Here is a 15,307-nt window from a genome sequence, read left to right as displayed (position 1 = left end):
GACCTGTCCGCGAAGACATCGGTACAGTCGGCAGATATTTACCGTCAGATAAGCAGCCTTCGCGGACGGGTCCTCTCTCACGGGATGCAAGTGTTCGCCAATCCTCAACACCCGCACAAAGCGTTATCCAGCACCTTGCGCAGCTCTGATGGGTGATCCACCACCACATCGGCGCCCCAGTGATCGGGGTTGTCATGGGGGTGGATATAGCCGTAGCGCACAGCGGCTGTCTTGGTGCCGGCGTCGCGTCCCGATTCGATATCGCGCAAGTCATCGCCGACGAACAACACACTGGCCGGGTCCAGGTCGAGCATCTTGCACGCCAGAATCAGCGGCTCTGGGTCAGGCTTGCTCTTGGTTACATGATCCGGGCAGATCAGCACCGCCGAGCGCTCGGACAATCCCAACTGCTCCATGATCGGCTGCGCAAACCGTACCGGCTTATTGGTCACCACGCCCCAGATCAGCTTCGCGCTTTCAATATCGGCCAACAGTTCGGCCATGCCGTCGAACAGCTTGCTGTGGACCGCGCAGTCCTGTTGGTAACGCTGGAGAAACTCCAGGCGCAGCGCTTCGAATTCCGGAGCAGAGGGGGACATTGCAAACGCGGCCGACACCATGGCTTTGGCACCGCCGGATATCTCATCGCGGATCAGCTTGTCTGCCACCGGCGCAAAACCACGCTCGGCAAGCATCGCCTGACAGATCGCAATGAAGTCCGGCGCGGTGTCGAGCAGCGTGCCGTCCATATCGAAAAGGACCGCTCTCAAGCGCATGAGTCAGGCCTCCCGCAGGGTCTGGATCATGTAGTTGACGTCAACATCGGACGCCAGCTTGTAGTGCTTGGTCAGCGGGTTGTACGTCAAGCCAATGATGTCCTTGACGTTCAGACCTGCGCTGCGGCTCCAGGCGCCGAGTTCGGAAGGGCGGATGAATTTCTTGAAATCATGGGTGCCGCGCGGCAGCAGATTCATGATGTATTCGGCGCCGATGATCGCGAACAGGTACGCCTTCGGGTTGCGGTTGATGGTGGAAAAGAATACCTGGCCGCCCGGCTTGACCATCTTGTAGCAGGCCCGGATCACCGAGGATGGATCCGGTACGTGCTCGAGCATTTCCAGGCAAGTCACTACGTCGAACTGCTCGGGCATTTCTTCGGCCAGCGCTTCGGCGGTAATCTGCCGGTATTCAACTGTCACGCCGGACTCTAGTTGATGCAACTGCGCCACCGCCAGTGGCGCCTCGCCCATGTCGATGCCCATGACGGTCGCGCCACGCAGGGCCATTGCTTCGCTCAGAATCCCGCCGCCACAACCGACGTCCAACACCTTCTTACCGGCCAGATTGACGCGCTCATCAATCCAGTTGACCCGCAGCGGATTGATGTCGTGCAGGGGTTTGAATTCGCTGTTGCGATCCCACCAGCGATGGGCCAGGGCTTCGAATTTTGCGATTTCCGCGTGGTCGACGTTGCTCATGTGTGATCCCTCTAAAATCTTGAAAAGCGATTGTCCGGTTTCGGCCCCAAGGCCCAAACGGTACTAATTGAGTTCAGGCTGCCCGGCGATGCGTCGGCCCCAGGCCTGGGCTGTTTCGGTCAGCGCGTGTTCGTCCATCCGGGTCAGGCGCTTGTCTTGGAGCAGTTGCTTGCCCGCGACCCACACATGGCTCACGCAATCGCGGCCAGTGGCATATATAAGCGCAGACACCGGATCGTAGATCGGCTGCTGAGCCAGTCCGGACAGATCGAACGCCACCATGTCCGCGGCTTTGCCCAGTTCCAGCGAGCCGGTCTGTGCTTCGATCCCCATTGCACGCGCACCGTTCAATGTCGCCATGCGCAACGCGCGATGAGCGTCCAGGGCAGTGGCGGAGCCGGCAACGGCCTTGGCCAGCAGCGCGGCCGTTCGGGTTTCTCCCAGCAGGTCCAGATCGTTGTTGCTCGCCGCGCCGTCAGTGCCAATGGCCACATTGACCCCGGCTTGCCACAGACGCTCCACGGGGCAAAAGCCGCTGGCCAGTTTCAGGTTCGATTCCGGGCAATGGATCACGCTGGAATTACTTTCCACCAGCAGCGCCAGATCGTCATCGTTGATCTGCGTCATATGCACCGCCTGGAAGCGTGGCCCCAAAAGGCCGAGGCGATTGAGTCGCGCCAAAGGCCGCTCCCCGGTCTGCTCGACGGCTTGATGCACCTCGAAAGCGGTTTCGTGCACGTGCATATGAATCATCGCGTCAAGCTCGTCGGCGATAACTCGAATCTTCACCAGGTTATCGTCACTGACGGTGTACGGTGCGTGAGGACCGATGGCGATTTTGATGCGCGGGTGGTGGGCAAGGTCGTTGAACAGCTCGACGCCGATGTGCAGGGATTCATCAGCATCGCGCGCACCGGGGATCGGGAAATCCAGCACTGGCACGGTGATCTGCGCGCGAATGCCACTGTTGTGCACACGGTCGCAGGCGATCTTCGGGAAAAAATACATGTCAGAGAAGCACGTGATGCCGCCCTTGAGTTGCTCGGCAATGGCCAGGTCGGTGCCATCGCTGACGAAGGCTTCGTTGACCCACTTGGCCTCGGCGGGCCAGATATGGTTTTCGAGCCAACTCATCAGCGGCAAATCGTCCGCCAACCCGCGAAACAGCGTCATGGCCGCGTGGCCGTGGGCGTTGATCAGGCCGGGGCTCAATAACATGCCGGGCAGTTCACGGACCTCGGTGGCCTTCAGCCGCAGCGCTTGCGAAGCGGGGCCGATGTAAGCGATGACGCCGTCGCGGATGCCCAGCGCATGGTCCTGAAGGACGACGCCTGCAGGCTCGACCGGGACCAGCCATGTAGGCAGGAGCAGCAGGTCGAGCGGGGCGGCGGAATCCGGCATGGCGGGGCATCCATTGACTTGATACGAGGACGGCGAAGTATACCCGAGCGTCTTCGCGATCGGCTCGCTATAATCGGCCGCTTTTTTGGCTGGTGGCAATTTGCTTCCCGGCATCAGTGCGTAACGTTCAGCGGCATGCAGCGTCTGGCGTAGTGTTTTCGAATTATCATCATGTGGGGTGTGCAATGCGCGATCGACTAATGGCTGCGGAAAAGGTGAAGGCCATCGATTGGCGGGACGGCACGTTGCACCTGCTCGATCAGCGGGTTCTGCCCGTCGAAGAAACCTGGCTTGCTTACACGACCGCCGAAAACGTGGCCGAGGCGATTCGCTCGATGGTGGTACGCGGCGCGCCCGCTATCGGTATCGCCGCCGCCTACGGCATCGCGCTTGCGGTAAATGAGCGTTTTGCCTCAGGCGGCGACTGGCGTGCGGCGCTCGAGCAAGACTTTACTTCATTGGCCAATTCGCGGCCCACAGCCGTGAACCTGTTCTGGGCGCTGAACCGCATGCGCGAACGTCTGCAGCGCCTCAAGGACGGGGAAGACCCTCGCGCGGCCATGGAGGCCGAGGCCGTCGGCATTCATCTCAGTGATCGCGAAGCCAACCTGACCATGGCGCAATTGGGCGCCGACCTGATCCGCAAGCATCAGGGCAATCTGCAAATCGTCCTTACCCACTGCAACGCCGGCGCGCTGGCGACCGGTGGTTTCGGCACCGCGCTGGGTGTCATCCGCGCGGCCCATATAGAAGGCATGATCGAGCGCGTCTACGTCGACGAAACCCGGCCGTGGTTGCAGGGTTCGCGGCTGACGGCATGGGAACTGGTCAACGAAGGCATCCCGGTCACGGTGAATGCTGACTCCGCTGCTGCGCATCTGATGAAGACCAAAGGCGTCACCTGGGTCGTCGTCGGCGCGGATCGCATCACCGCCAATGGCGATGTCGCCAACAAGATCGGCACCTATCAACTGGCCGTCGCAGCCATGCATCACGGCGTGCGCTTCATGGTGGTCGCACCCAGTTCTACCATCGATATGGCGCTGGCCAGTGGCGATGACATCCCCATCGAGGAGCGCGACGGCCGCGAGTTACTGGAAGTAGGTGGCCATCGCATCGGTGCAGATGTCGATGTGTTCAATCCGGTATTCGATGTGACGCCTGCCGACCTGATTGATGTCATCGTGACCGAGAAGGGCATTGTCGAGCGTCCCGATAGCGCAAAAATGACCCAGCTAATGTGCAGAAAGCGCTTGCATTGATCGGCGATGAGGGTGCGCGTTTCGGGATGCGTAATGCTCTATTGGGCCCTGTAAGCGCTTCTCAGGCGTCTGGTGGCGAAATGGCCCATATTCAGCGCTTTCAAAGTCTTCGTGCCTGACGGCGATTGTGGTAACATCCGGCGGTTTCCAGAAGGGCTCGATGCAGCCCTCTTCACTGCGCAAATCCCAGGCATAAACAGCTGATTTGTCGTAAGTCGTCGTCAGGCAAAAGCCGGCTGCGACAAGCTTCGTTCGTCCCGCATGGATGTGACGGAGTTTCACCAGAAAAAGGAATCAGGCTTCATGGGCGAACTGGCCAAAGAAATCCTCCCGGTCAATATCGAAGACGAGCTCAAGCAGTCCTACCTTGACTACGCGATGAGCGTCATCGTTGGACGAGCTCTGCCGGATGCGCGCGATGGCTTGAAGCCCGTGCACCGGCGTGTACTGTTCGCAATGAGCGAACTGAACAACGACTGGAACAAGCCGTACAAGAAATCCGCCCGTGTGGTCGGTGACGTGATCGGTAAGTATCACCCCCACGGCGACACCGCGGTCTACGACACTATCGTTCGTATGGCGCAACCCTTCTCCATGCGTTACCTGCTGGTAGACGGCCAGGGCAACTTCGGTTCGGTCGACGGCGACAACGCTGCGGCCATGCGATACACCGAAGTGCGCATGACCAAGCTGGCCCACGAGCTGCTGGCTGACCTGCACAAGGAAACCGTGGACTGGGTGCCGAACTACGACGGCACCGAGATGATCCCTGCCGTGATGCCAACGCGCATCCCGACGCTGCTGGTCAACGGTTCCAGCGGTATTGCGGTCGGCATGGCCACCAACATCCCGCCGCACAACCTGGGCGAAGTCATTGACGGCTGCCTGGCGCTCATCGACAACCCCGAGTTGACCATCGATGAGTTGATGCAGTACATCCCCGGCCCCGACTTCCCGACAGCTGCGATCATCAACGGTCGCGCCGGTATCGTCGAAGCCTACCGCACCGGCCGTGGCCGCATTTATATGCGCGCGCGTTCCTTCGTCGAAGACATCGACAAGGTCGGTGGCCGCCAGCAGATCGTCATCAGCGAACTGCCATACCAGCTCAACAAGGCCCGCCTGATCGAGAAGATCGCCGAGCTGGTTAAAGAGAAGAAACTCGAAGGTATTACCGAACTGCGCGACGAGTCCGACAAGGACGGTATGCGCGTCGTGATCGAGCTGCGCCGTGGCGAAGTGCCGGAAGTGGTGCTGAACAACCTCTACGCCCAGACCCAACTGCAAAGCGTGTTCGGGATCAACATCGTTGCCCTGATCGATGGCCGCCCGCGCATCCTGAATCTCAAGGATCTGCTGGAAGCGTTCATTCGTCACCGTCGCGAAGTCGTCACCCGTCGTACCGTATTCGAGCTGCGCAAGGCCCGCGAACGTGGTCACATTCTTGAAGGTCAAGCGGTTGCCCTGTCGAACATCGACCCGGTCATCGCTCTGATCAAGGCCTCGCCGACGCCGGCAGAAGCCAAAGAAGGCCTGATCAGCACGGGGTGGGAATCGAGTGCCGTGATGGACATGGTCGAGCGCGCTGGCGCCGAATCGTCCCGTCCGGACAACCTCGATCCACAGTACGGTCTGCGTGATGGCAAGTATTTCCTGTCGCCAGAACAGGCGCAGGCGATCCTTGAATTGCGTCTGCATCGTCTGACGGGTCTGGAACACGAAAAACTGCTCACCGAGTATCAGGAAATCCTGATCCAGATCGGCGAGCTGCTGCGCATCCTCAACAGCGCTGTGCGTCTGATGGAAATCATCCGCGAAGAGCTGGAGCTGATCCGCGCCGAATACGGCGATGTCCGTCGCACCGAGATTCTCGATGCACGCCTGGATCTCACCCTCGGCGACCTGATCACCGAAGAAGAGCGCGTCGTCACCATTTCCCACAGCGGCTATGCCAAGACCCAGCCTTTGGCGGTCTATCAAGCGCAGCGCCGCGGCGGTAAAGGTAAATCGGCTACCGGCATCAAGGATGAGGACTACATTGCTCACCTGCTGGTTGCCAACAGTCACACCACGCTGCTGATGTTCTCAAGCAAAGGCAAGGTGTACTGGCTCAAGACCTACGAGATCCCGGAAGCCTCTCGCGCTGCCCGTGGTCGTCCGCTGGTCAACCTGTTGCCGTTGAGCGAAGGCGAGTACATCACCACCATGTTGCCGGTGGACCTCGAAGCTATGCGCAAGCAGGCTGACGAGGAAGACGTTGACGCCATCGAAGGCGAAATCGACGACGCCAGTGAAGCGAGCGACGAAACCGAAGAAGAGCGCAAGGCGCGTATCAAGGCTGCAGACAAGAAGAAGGCACCGTTCATCTTCATGTCCACGGCCAACGGTACGGTCAAGAAGACGCCGCTAGTGGCTTTCAGCCGTCAGCGTAGCGTCGGCCTGATCGCGCTGGAGCTGGACGAAGGCGACATCCTGATTTCGGCTGCCATCACTGACGGCGAGCAGGAAATCATGCTGTTCTCCGACGGCGGCAAAGTGACGCGTTTCAAGGAATCCGACGTGCGCGCCATGGGCCGTACGGCTCGCGGCGTACGCGGCATGCGTCTGCAGGAAGGTCAGAAACTGATCTCCATGCTGATCCCTGAAGAAGGCAGCGAAATCCTCACGGCTTCCGAGCGCGGCTTCGGCAAGCGCACGGCGATCTCCGAGTTCCCTGAGTACAAGCGTGGCGGTCAGGGCGTTATCGCCATGGTCAGCAACGACCGTAACGGCCGACTGGTTGGGGCGGTACAGGTGCAGAATGGCGAGGAGATCATGCTGATTTCCGACCAGGGCACGCTGGTTCGTACTCGTGTTGATGAAGTGTCGAGCCTGGGTCGCAACACCCAAGGCGTGACGCTGATCAAGCTGGCCAAGGACGAGAAGCTCGTGGGCCTTGAGCGTGTTCAGGAACCCTCGGAAGTTGAAGGCGAAGAGCTGGAAGGCGAAGGCTTCGAAGGCGAAGAAATCGACGGCGAAATCGTGGAAGGCGAAGTGCTCGGCGGCGATGCCGATGAGTCTGGCGCTGATCTGCAAGCCGACGCTGCTTCCGACGAAGAAGAGTCCAAGGACTGACGCTGAAAATGGGGGGCGCCCAAGCCCCCTTGTAGGAGCTGCCGAAGGCTGCGATAGCGATTTGCCTTATCTCTCGCAATCGCAGCCTTCGGCGGCTCCTACACTGTTTCACCGGTTAAGAATTCAACGAATTGCATGACGAGAGTGGATATGAGCAAGCGAGCCTTTAACTTCTGCGCCGGCCCAGCCGCGCTTCCTGAAGCTGTTCTGCTGCGCGCCCAGGCGGAACTTCTCGATTGGCACGGCAAAGGCCTGTCGGTTATGGAAATGAGCCACCGCAGCGGTGAGTTCGTCTCCATTGCGACCAAAGCCGAACAGGATCTTCGCGATCTGCTGTCCATTCCCTCCAACTACAAAGTGCTGTTTCTACAGGGCGGCGCAAGCCAGCAGTTCGCTCAGGTTCCGCTGAACCTGCTGCCCGAAGACGGCACTGCTGATTACATCGACACCGGCATCTGGTCACAGAAATCCATCGAAGAAGCGTCGCGCTATGGCCATATCAACGTCGCCGCCAGCGCCAAGCCCTACGACTATTTCGCCATCCCCGGCCAGAACGAGTGGAAGCTGAGCAAAGACGCTTCTTACGTTCATTACGTCCCCAACGAAACCATCGGTGGCCTGGAATTCAACTGGATTCCTGAAACCGGCGACGTGCCGCTGGTCGCCGATATGTCCTCGGACATCCTGTCCCGCCCGGTGGACGTGTCCCGGTTCGGCATGATCTTCGCAGGTGCACAGAAAAACATCGGGCCGAGTGGCATTGTCGTCGCGATCATTCGTGAAGACCTGCTGGGTCGCGCGCGTTCGGTGTGCCCGACCATGCTTAATTACAAGGTCGCAGCGGATAACGGCTCCATGTACAACACACCGCCGACGCTGGCCTGGTACCTGTCGGGCCTGGTATTTGAGTGGCTCAAGGAGCAGGGCGGCGTTGAAGAGATCGCCAAGCGCAATGAAATCAAACAGCGCACGCTGTATGACTTCATCGACGCCAGCGGCCTGTACAGCAACCCGATCAACAAATCCGACCGCTCGTGGATGAACGTGCCATTCCGTCTGGCTGACGACCGGATGGATAAGCCGTTCCTCGTGGGCGCCGACCAGCGCGGCCTGCTCAACCTCAAGGGCCACCGCTCGGTAGGCGGCATGCGCGCCTCCATCTACAACGCCATTGACCTCACCGCGGTCAACGCGCTGATTGCGTACATGGCAGAGTTCGAGAAGGAACACGGTTAATGTCTGAACAAGAACTCAAGGCACTGCGCCTGCGCATCGACAGTCTGGACGAGAAGGTTCTGGAGCTGATCAGCGAACGTGCGCGCTGCGCACAGGAAGTCGCACGGGTGAAGATGTCGACCCTGGCCGAAGGCGAAGTGCCGGTGTTCTATCGTCCAGAACGCGAAGCCCAGGTGCTCAAGCGGGTCATGGAGCGTAATCGTGGCCCGTTGAGCAACGAAGACATGGCGCGCTTGTTCCGTGAAATCATGTCGTCGTGCCTGGCCCTGGAGCAGCCGTTGAAGGTGGCCTACCTCGGTCCAGAGGGTACGTTCACCCAAGCCGCTGCGATGAAACATTTCGGCCATGCCGTGATCAGCCTGCCTATGGCTGCGATTGACGAAGTGTTCCGCGAAGTGGCCGCCGGTGCGGTCAACTTCGGGGTGGTGCCCGTGGAAAACTCAACCGAAGGTGCGGTCAACCACACCCTCGACAGTTTCCTTGAGCACGACATGGTCATCTGTGGCGAAGTCGAGCTGCGTATTCACCACCATTTGCTGGTAGGCGAAAACACCAAGACCGACAGCATCAGTCGCATCTATTCCCATGCTCAATCGCTGGCGCAGTGCCGCAAGTGGCTGGACGCGCATTACCCGAATGTGGAGCGCGTCGCTGTTTCCAGCAACGCCGAAGCCGCCAAACGCGTCAAGGGCGAGTGGAATTCTGCTGCCATCGCCGGTGACATGGCTGCAGGCCTGTATGGCCTGACGCGGATTGCTGAAAAGATCGAAGACCGCCCGGATAACTCGACGCGGTTTCTAATGATAGGTAGCCAGGAAGTCCCACCGACTGGCGACGACAAAACCTCGATCATCGTATCGATGAGCAACAAGCCCGGCGCGCTGCATGAATTGCTGGTGCCTTTCCATGAGAACGGAATCGACCTGACCCGTATCGAGACACGACCTTCGCGCAGCGGTAAATGGACCTATGTGTTCTTTATTGATTTCGTCGGTCATCACCGCGATCCATTGATCAAAGCGGTGCTTGAGCGCATCAGCCAAGAAGCGGTAGCACTCAAAGTGCTGGGTTCCTACCCGAAAGCGGTTCTCTGACGAGGTAAGTGATTCATGAGTGGCGACTTCCTCGCGCTGGCGCAATCCGGCGTGCAAAAACTATCGCCGTACGTTCCCGGTAAACCGGTGGACGAACTGGCGCGCGAGCTGGGCATCGACCCTGCGCACATCATTAAGCTGGCCAGTAACGAAAACCCGTCGGGCGCAAGCCCCAAGGCGCTGGCAGCGATCCATGACCAACTGGCCGAACTGACCCGCTACCCCGACGGCAACGGGTTTGACCTGAAAGCACGTCTGGCCGAGCGCTGCGGTGTTCAGCCAAATCAGGTCACGCTAGGCAATGGCTCTAACGACATTCTGGAAATCGTGGCCCGCGCCTATCTGGCGCCGGGTTTGAATGCGGTGTTCAGTCAGCACGCATTCGCTATCTATCCGATCGTGACTCAGGCCGTCGGTGCCGACGCACGCGTCGCTCCTGCTAAAGATTGGGGTCATGACCTGCAGGCAATGCTGGCAGCCATCGACAGCAACACCCGGGTAGTCTTCATTGCCAACCCCAATAACCCGACCGGGACCTGGTTCGGTCCGCAGGCGCTGGCGGACTTCCTCGCCGATGTGCCAAAAGACGTGCTGGTGGTGCTGGACGAGGCCTACATCGAGTACGCCGAAGGCGCCGATTTGCCTGACGGTCTTAACTTTCTGGCCGATCACCCGAATCTGCTGGTCTCGCGCACGTTCTCCAAGGCTTACGGTCTGGCTTCGCTGCGCGTGGGTTACGGCTTGTCGACAGCGGTGGTGGCGGATGTACTGAATCGCGTGCGTCAGCCATTCAACGTCAACAGCTTTGCGCTGGCAGCAGCGACTGCGGCGCTTGACGATGTCGAGTATGTGGCCCAAAGCCGTCGCCTGAACGAGATCGGCATGCAGCAATTGCAGGACGGCTTGCGCGAGTTGAGCTTGAGTTGGGTGCCATCCAAAGGCAACTTTCTTGCGGTTGACTTGGGTCGCGAAGCAGCGTCTGTGTATGAAGGGCTGCTTCGCGAGGGTGTGATCGTGCGTCCGGTCGGCGGATATGGCATGCCCAATCACCTGCGGGTCAGCATCGGACTGCCTTCGGAGAACAGTCGTTTTCTGGAAGCGTTGAGCAAGGTTCTGGCGCGTGGTTGATGTCATCTCTGCGCAATCGGCGCAGCCTATCATCGGTCGCCTGGTGGTGGTCGGGCTGGGTCTTATCGGAGGGTCGTTTGCCAAGGGTGTGCGTGAGAGCGGGCTGTGCCGCGAAGTCGTAGGCGTGGATCTCGATCCGCAATCACGCCAGCGTGCTGTCGAACTGGGCGTGGTGGATCGCTGCGAAGATAGCCTGGCTGCTGCGTGTATTGGGGCCGATGTGATTCAGCTCGCTGTCCCGATCCTGTCCATGGAGAAATTGCTGGGTATTTTGGCGACGCTGGATCTGGGCGATTCCGTGCTGACGGATGTAGGCAGCGCCAAAGGCAATGTGGTGCGCGCAGCCAAAGAAGCGTTCGGCGCGATGCCTGCGCGCTTTGTGCCGGGGCACCCGATTGCCGGGTCCGAGCAGAGCGGGGTTGAGGCTTCGAATGCCCAGCTGTTTCGCCATCACAAAGTGATCCTGACGCCGCTGGAAGGGACCGATCCATCGGCACTGGCGCTGGTTGATCGACTCTGGTCGGCGCTGGGTGCCGATGTCGAGCACATGCAGGTCGAGCGCCACGACGAAGTCTTGGCCGCCACCAGCCATTTGCCTCACTTGCTGGCGTTCGGGCTTGTCGACTCGTTGGCCAAGCGTAACGAGAATCTGGAAATCTTCCGCTACGCTGCGGGCGGTTTCCGCGATTTCACCCGCATTGCCGGGAGTGATCCGGTGATGTGGCATGACATCTTTCTCGCCAACCGCGAGGCGGTGTTACGAACTTTGGATACGTTTCGCAGTGATCTGGACGCGCTGCGCGAAGCAGTCAGTGCGGGTGACGGGGCGCAATTGATGGGTGTCTTTACCCGGGCGCGTATGGCTCGTGAACATTTCGGTGAAATCCTTGCGCGTCGTGCGCAAGGAGGGAAGGGCGTCGTTCCCGGGAAGCCGGATCTGATAGCCAGTCCGGGTGGCTTCGTGAACGGGCGGGTTCATGTCGGCAACGACAGTGAGTCGTTGGCGACTTTGCTGGTGGGCGCTTGCGTCACTGAAAGCTCGGACCTGTGGCTCGATCAGGCAGTGATCAGTCCTGTGCTGGCCGGTGTCATCGAAATTCTGCATTTGATGGGAGCTGACATCACCACTGAAAATCAACGCCAAGTGGGGGCCGAATCCGTCGCGGATCTGCGCGTGCGGCACGCGCTGTTGACGGCTGTCGACATTCCCGAGGCGCTGGTTTCTCAAGCAATCGATGAATTCCCCGTGCTTTTGGTCGCTGCGGCCTGCGCCCAAGGGCGTACCGTATGGCGATGCGACCAGGAACTTCGAGCTCAGCAATTGGACCGGATTCAGGCCATGGCTGATGGGTTATCGGGATTGGGCGTAACAGTTGAGATTACTTCAGACGGCATCATCATCGAAGGCGGTTCGATCCGTGGTGGTGAAGTCCAGGCGCGGGGCGATCACGGGATCGCCATGGCGTTGAGCATTGCATCGTTGCGAGCAACGGCACCGATTCTTATCCATGACTGTGCCAATGTCGCAACTTCTTTCCCCGGTTTCCTGGCGCACTGCGCACAGGTGGGTATTCGTGTAGCGCAAGAGGGGCAATCGTGAAAGCTCAAGCTCCGGTCATTACGATCGACGGACCAAGTGGTTCAGGGAAGGGCACAGTGGCAGGGCTGCTGGCCAAACGTCTGGGGTGGTGCCTGCTCGATTCCGGCGCGCTCTATCGTTTGCTGGCATTCGCGGCCCGCAATCACGGCGTGGACCTGACCAACGAGGAAGCGCTGAAACTGTTGGCGGCGCATCTGGACGTTCAGTTCGAAGCCGCGACTGACGATCACGGGCAGCGCATCATTCTCGAAGGTGAGGATGTGACCCTGGCGATTCGTAATGAACAGGTTGGCAGCGGTGCATCCCAAGTGGCTTCGCTGCCGGCGGTGCGTGAGTCGTTGCTGCAGCGCCAGCGCGCATTTCAAGAGTTTCCTGGCTTGATTGCCGACGGCCGGGACATGGGCACAGTGGTGTTTCCAGCCGCGCCGCTGAAGGTTTTTCTGACCGCCAGCGCCGAGGAGCGTGCCCGACGTCGTTACTTGCAGTTGAAGGCCAAAGGTGATGATGTTAGTCTGTCGAGTCTGCTAGATGAGATATGTGCACGTGATGAACGTGACACCCAGCGAGCGGTAGCACCGCTCAAGCCAGCGCACGACGCTATACAGCTGGATTCCACCGAATTATCTATCGAGCAGGTGTTGGAACGCATCCTGAGTGAAGTCGCCCTGCGCGACCTCGTCGGATGACCAGAGAGCCGTGCGGGAGACCAGTCATAGTCCCGCAGGCTTTCTTTCATATGAACGAAACCCACGTCGACTGGGATGTGGCAGATGGGCGTATTCTTCGCCCTTATCAACAGGAATTAAAATGAGCGAAAGCTTTGCTGAACTTTTCGAAGAAAGCCTAAAGACCCTTAACCTTCAGGCCGGTTCGATCATCACCGCTATCATCGTTGATATCGACTACCAGGCTGGTTGGGTTACGGTTCACGCCGGTCTGAAATCTGAAGGCCTCATCCCGCTGGAGCAGTTCCACAACGACGCTGGCGAGCTGACCATCAAGATCGGCGACGAAGTTCATGTTGCTCTTGACGCGGTCGAAGACGGCTTTGGCGAGACCAAACTGTCCCGCGAGAAAGCCAAGCGTGCTGAGTGCTGGATCGTTCTGGAAGCGGCTTTCGCTGCTGAAGAAGTGGTCAAGGGCGTTATCAACGGTAAGGTTAAAGGCGGCTTCACTGTCGACGTTAACGGCATCCGTGCGTTCTTGCCTGGTTCTTTGGTTGACGTGCGCCCTGTGCGTGACACGACCCACCTGGAAGGCAAAGAGCTCGAATTCAAGGTCATCAAACTCGACCAGAAACGCAACAACGTTGTCGTTTCCCGTCGTAGCGTCCTGGAAGCCGAGAACAGTGCAGAGCGCGAAGCGCTGCTGGAATCCTTGCAGGAAGGCCAACAGGTCAAAGGTATCGTCAAAAACCTCACCGATTACGGCGCATTCGTCGATCTGGGTGGCGTGGATGGCTTGCTGCACATCACCGACATGGCCTGGAAGCGTATCAAGCATCCATCGGAAATCGTCAATGTTGGCGATGAGATCGATGTCAAGGTTCTGAAGTACGATCGCGAGCGCAATCGTGTTTCTCTGGGCCTCAAGCAACTGGGCGAAGACCCATGGGTTGCTATCAAAGCCCGTTACCCGGAAGGCACTCGCGTAACTGCGCGTGTTACCAACCTGACCGACTACGGCTGCTTCGCAGAGCTGGAAGAAGGCGTGGAAGGCCTGGTACACGTTTCCGAAATGGACTGGACCAACAAAAACATCCACCCTTCGAAAGTCGTTCAGGTTGGCGACGAAGTGGAAGTTATGGTTCTGGACATCGACGAAGAGCGTCGTCGTATCTCCCTCGGCATCAAGCAGTGCAAATCTAACCCATGGGAAGATTTCTCTGGCCAGTTCAACAAGGGCGATAAGATCTCCGGAACCATCAAGTCGATCACCGATTTCGGTATCTTCATTGGTCTGGACGGTGGCATCGACGGCCTGGTTCACCTGTCCGATATCTCCTGGAACGAAGTCGGCGAAGAAGCCGTACGTCGTTTCAAGAAGGGCGACGAGCTTGATACCGTCATCCTGTCGGTTGATCCAGAGCGCGAACGCATTTCGCTCGGCATCAAGCAGCTGGAAAGCGATCCGTTCTCCGAGTACGTCACTGTCAATGACAAAGGCGCAATCGTCCGCGGTATCGTTAAAGAAGTTGACGCCAAAGGCGCCATCATCACTCTGGCCGACGACATCGAAGCTACCCTCAAAGCATCTGAAATCAGCCGCGACCGTGTAGAAGATGCACGCAACGTTCTGAAAGAAGGCGAAGAGATTGAAGCCAAGATCATCAGCGTTGACCGCAAGAGCCGCGTAATCAGCTTGTCCATCAAGTCGAAAGACGTTGAAGACGAGAAAGAAGCGATCCAGAGCCTGCGTAGCAAGCCTGAAACCGCTGAAAACACAGGTCCTACCACTCTTGGTGATCTGTTGCGCGCACAGATGGAAAAGCAGAACTAAGTTCAGCTTAGCCATTTAAAAAGGGCGACTTCGGTCGCCCTTTTTTGTGCCTGGAATTTGTACATTCATTCTAATGGCCCAATGCCTGATTGGATGACGAACATAACTCCACGCCTGGGCTGTTCAAATCGATCTGGTCATGCTAAAACCTTCGGACCGCTTTTCCTAGCTGCTTGAAAAAGAAGGGAAAAATATGACGAAGTCGGAGTTGATCGAACGGATTGTCACCCATCAAGGGCTTCTCTCATCCAAGGATGTTGAGCTGGCCATCAAGACTATGCTTGAGCAAATGTCTCAATGTCTGGCGACCGGCGACCGTATCGAAATACGGGGCTTTGGCAGCTTCTCATTGCATTACCGAGCGCCCCGCGTAGGCCGTAACCCTAAGACGGGCCAATCTGTAAGCCTGGATGGTAAATTCGTACCTCATTTCAAGCCTGGAAAAGAATTGCGGGATCGGGTGAACGAAGAAGAAGAGGAAGGCCTCCAATAGCC

General features: G+C 58.6%; 12 protein-coding genes. 9 read left to right on the top strand and 3 right to left on the bottom strand.

Going from position 1 to position 15,307, the window contains the following annotated elements; all coding sequences use genetic code 11:
• Positions 1–104: 104 nt before the first annotated feature.
• The 3 genes from mupP to ACWKWM_RS13625 form a co-directional block, all read right to left on the bottom strand.
• Positions 105–776, bottom strand: coding sequence for an N-acetylmuramic acid 6-phosphate phosphatase MupP (mupP, locus tag ACWKWM_RS13635; RefSeq protein ID WP_483846635.1), 672 nt, complete (start codon positions 774–776; stop codon positions 105–107).
• Between the two features lie 3 nt (positions 777–779).
• Complete coding sequence (gene ubiG / locus ACWKWM_RS13630) at positions 780–1,478, bottom strand: bifunctional 2-polyprenyl-6-hydroxyphenol methylase/3-demethylubiquinol 3-O-methyltransferase UbiG (protein ID WP_483846634.1); 699 nt, start codon at positions 1,476–1,478, stop codon at positions 780–782.
• A 63-nt stretch (positions 1,479–1,541) separates the two neighbouring features.
• Positions 1,542–2,879 (bottom strand): TRZ/ATZ family hydrolase, encoded by a 1,338-nt coding sequence (locus ACWKWM_RS13625; protein ID WP_483846633.1) that lies wholly within the window; start codon positions 2,877–2,879, stop codon positions 1,542–1,544.
• A gap of 185 nt (positions 2,880–3,064) precedes the next feature.
• Between ACWKWM_RS13625 and mtnA the strand changes: the two genes are divergently transcribed.
• The 9 genes from mtnA to ihfB all read left to right on the top strand — a co-directional run bounded on the left by mtnA (position 3,065) and on the right by ihfB (position 15,305).
• Entirely contained in the window at positions 3,065–4,141 is a 1,077-nt protein-coding gene (mtnA, locus tag ACWKWM_RS13620; RefSeq protein ID WP_483846632.1) for an S-methyl-5-thioribose-1-phosphate isomerase, read from the top strand.
• A gap of 303 nt (positions 4,142–4,444) precedes the next feature.
• The gene (gene gyrA / locus ACWKWM_RS13615; RefSeq protein WP_483846631.1) at positions 4,445–7,255 is read left to right on the top strand and encodes a DNA gyrase subunit A; all 2,811 of its coding nucleotides are present in this window, start codon (positions 4,445–4,447) and stop codon (positions 7,253–7,255) included.
• Positions 7,256–7,405: 150 nt separating this feature from the next.
• Positions 7,406–8,491 carry a 3-phosphoserine/phosphohydroxythreonine transaminase gene (gene serC, locus ACWKWM_RS13610; protein ID WP_483846630.1) on the top strand — a complete coding sequence of 362 codons (1,086 nt, stop codon included), beginning with the start codon at positions 7,406–7,408 and terminating at the stop codon, positions 8,489–8,491.
• On the top strand, positions 8,491–9,585 hold the full coding sequence (gene pheA / locus ACWKWM_RS13605) for a prephenate dehydratase (RefSeq protein ID WP_483834566.1): 1,095 nt from the start codon (positions 8,491–8,493) through the stop codon (positions 9,583–9,585). Before serC ends, pheA begins: the two co-directional genes overlap by 1 nt.
• A 15-nt stretch (positions 9,586–9,600) precedes the next feature.
• Entirely contained in the window at positions 9,601–10,713 is a 1,113-nt protein-coding gene (gene hisC, locus ACWKWM_RS13600) for a histidinol-phosphate transaminase (protein WP_483846629.1), read from the top strand.
• The gene (locus ACWKWM_RS13595; protein WP_483846628.1) at positions 10,706–12,313 is read left to right on the top strand and encodes a prephenate dehydrogenase/arogenate dehydrogenase family protein; all 1,608 of its coding nucleotides are present in this window, start codon (positions 10,706–10,708) and stop codon (positions 12,311–12,313) included. The genes hisC and ACWKWM_RS13595 overlap by 8 nt, the downstream gene beginning before the upstream one ends.
• Complete coding sequence (cmk, locus tag ACWKWM_RS13590; protein WP_483846627.1) at positions 12,310–12,999, top strand: (d)CMP kinase; 690 nt, start codon at positions 12,310–12,312, stop codon at positions 12,997–12,999. The genes ACWKWM_RS13595 and cmk overlap by 4 nt, the downstream gene beginning before the upstream one ends.
• 121 nt (positions 13,000–13,120) lie before the next feature.
• A complete protein-coding gene (gene rpsA, locus ACWKWM_RS13585) occupies positions 13,121–14,812 on the top strand; it encodes a 30S ribosomal protein S1 (protein ID WP_074752926.1) in 1,692 nt (563 codons plus the stop codon).
• 193 nt (positions 14,813–15,005) lie between these two features.
• Positions 15,006–15,305: an integration host factor subunit beta gene (gene ihfB / locus ACWKWM_RS13580; protein ID WP_268797327.1), complete on the top strand. Its 300-nt coding sequence runs from the start codon at positions 15,006–15,008 to the stop codon at positions 15,303–15,305.
• The last annotated feature ends 2 nt before the right edge of the window (positions 15,306–15,307 follow it).

Source organism: Pseudomonas rosaeacicularis (assembly GCF_057128745.1).
The sequence above is the reverse complement of the archived record's forward strand: the minus strand, read 5'-3'. Positions and strand labels throughout refer to the sequence as shown.

What these genes read in the sequence shown, in the direction of transcription:
- mupP (WP_483846635.1), bottom strand. Translation starts at nt 776, where the DNA reads ATGCGCTTGAGAGCGGTCCTTTTCGATATGGACGGCACGCTGCTCGAC.
- ubiG (WP_483846634.1), bottom strand. Translation starts at nt 1,478, where the DNA reads ATGAGCAACGTCGACCACGCGGAAATCGCAAAATTCGAAGCCCTGGCC.
- ACWKWM_RS13625 (WP_483846633.1), bottom strand. Translation starts at nt 2,879, where the DNA reads ATGCCGGATTCCGCCGCCCCGCTCGACCTGCTGCTCCTGCCTACATGG.
- mtnA (WP_483846632.1), top strand. Translation starts at nt 3,065, where the DNA reads ATGCGCGATCGACTAATGGCTGCGGAAAAGGTGAAGGCCATCGATTGG.
- gyrA (WP_483846631.1), top strand. Translation starts at nt 4,445, where the DNA reads ATGGGCGAACTGGCCAAAGAAATCCTCCCGGTCAATATCGAAGACGAG.
- serC (WP_483846630.1), top strand. Translation starts at nt 7,406, where the DNA reads ATGAGCAAGCGAGCCTTTAACTTCTGCGCCGGCCCAGCCGCGCTTCCT.
- pheA (WP_483834566.1), top strand. Translation starts at nt 8,491, where the DNA reads ATGTCTGAACAAGAACTCAAGGCACTGCGCCTGCGCATCGACAGTCTG.
- hisC (WP_483846629.1), top strand. Translation starts at nt 9,601, where the DNA reads ATGAGTGGCGACTTCCTCGCGCTGGCGCAATCCGGCGTGCAAAAACTA.
- rpsA (WP_074752926.1), top strand. Translation starts at nt 13,121, where the DNA reads ATGAGCGAAAGCTTTGCTGAACTTTTCGAAGAAAGCCTAAAGACCCTT.
- ihfB (WP_268797327.1), top strand. Translation starts at nt 15,006, where the DNA reads ATGACGAAGTCGGAGTTGATCGAACGGATTGTCACCCATCAAGGGCTT.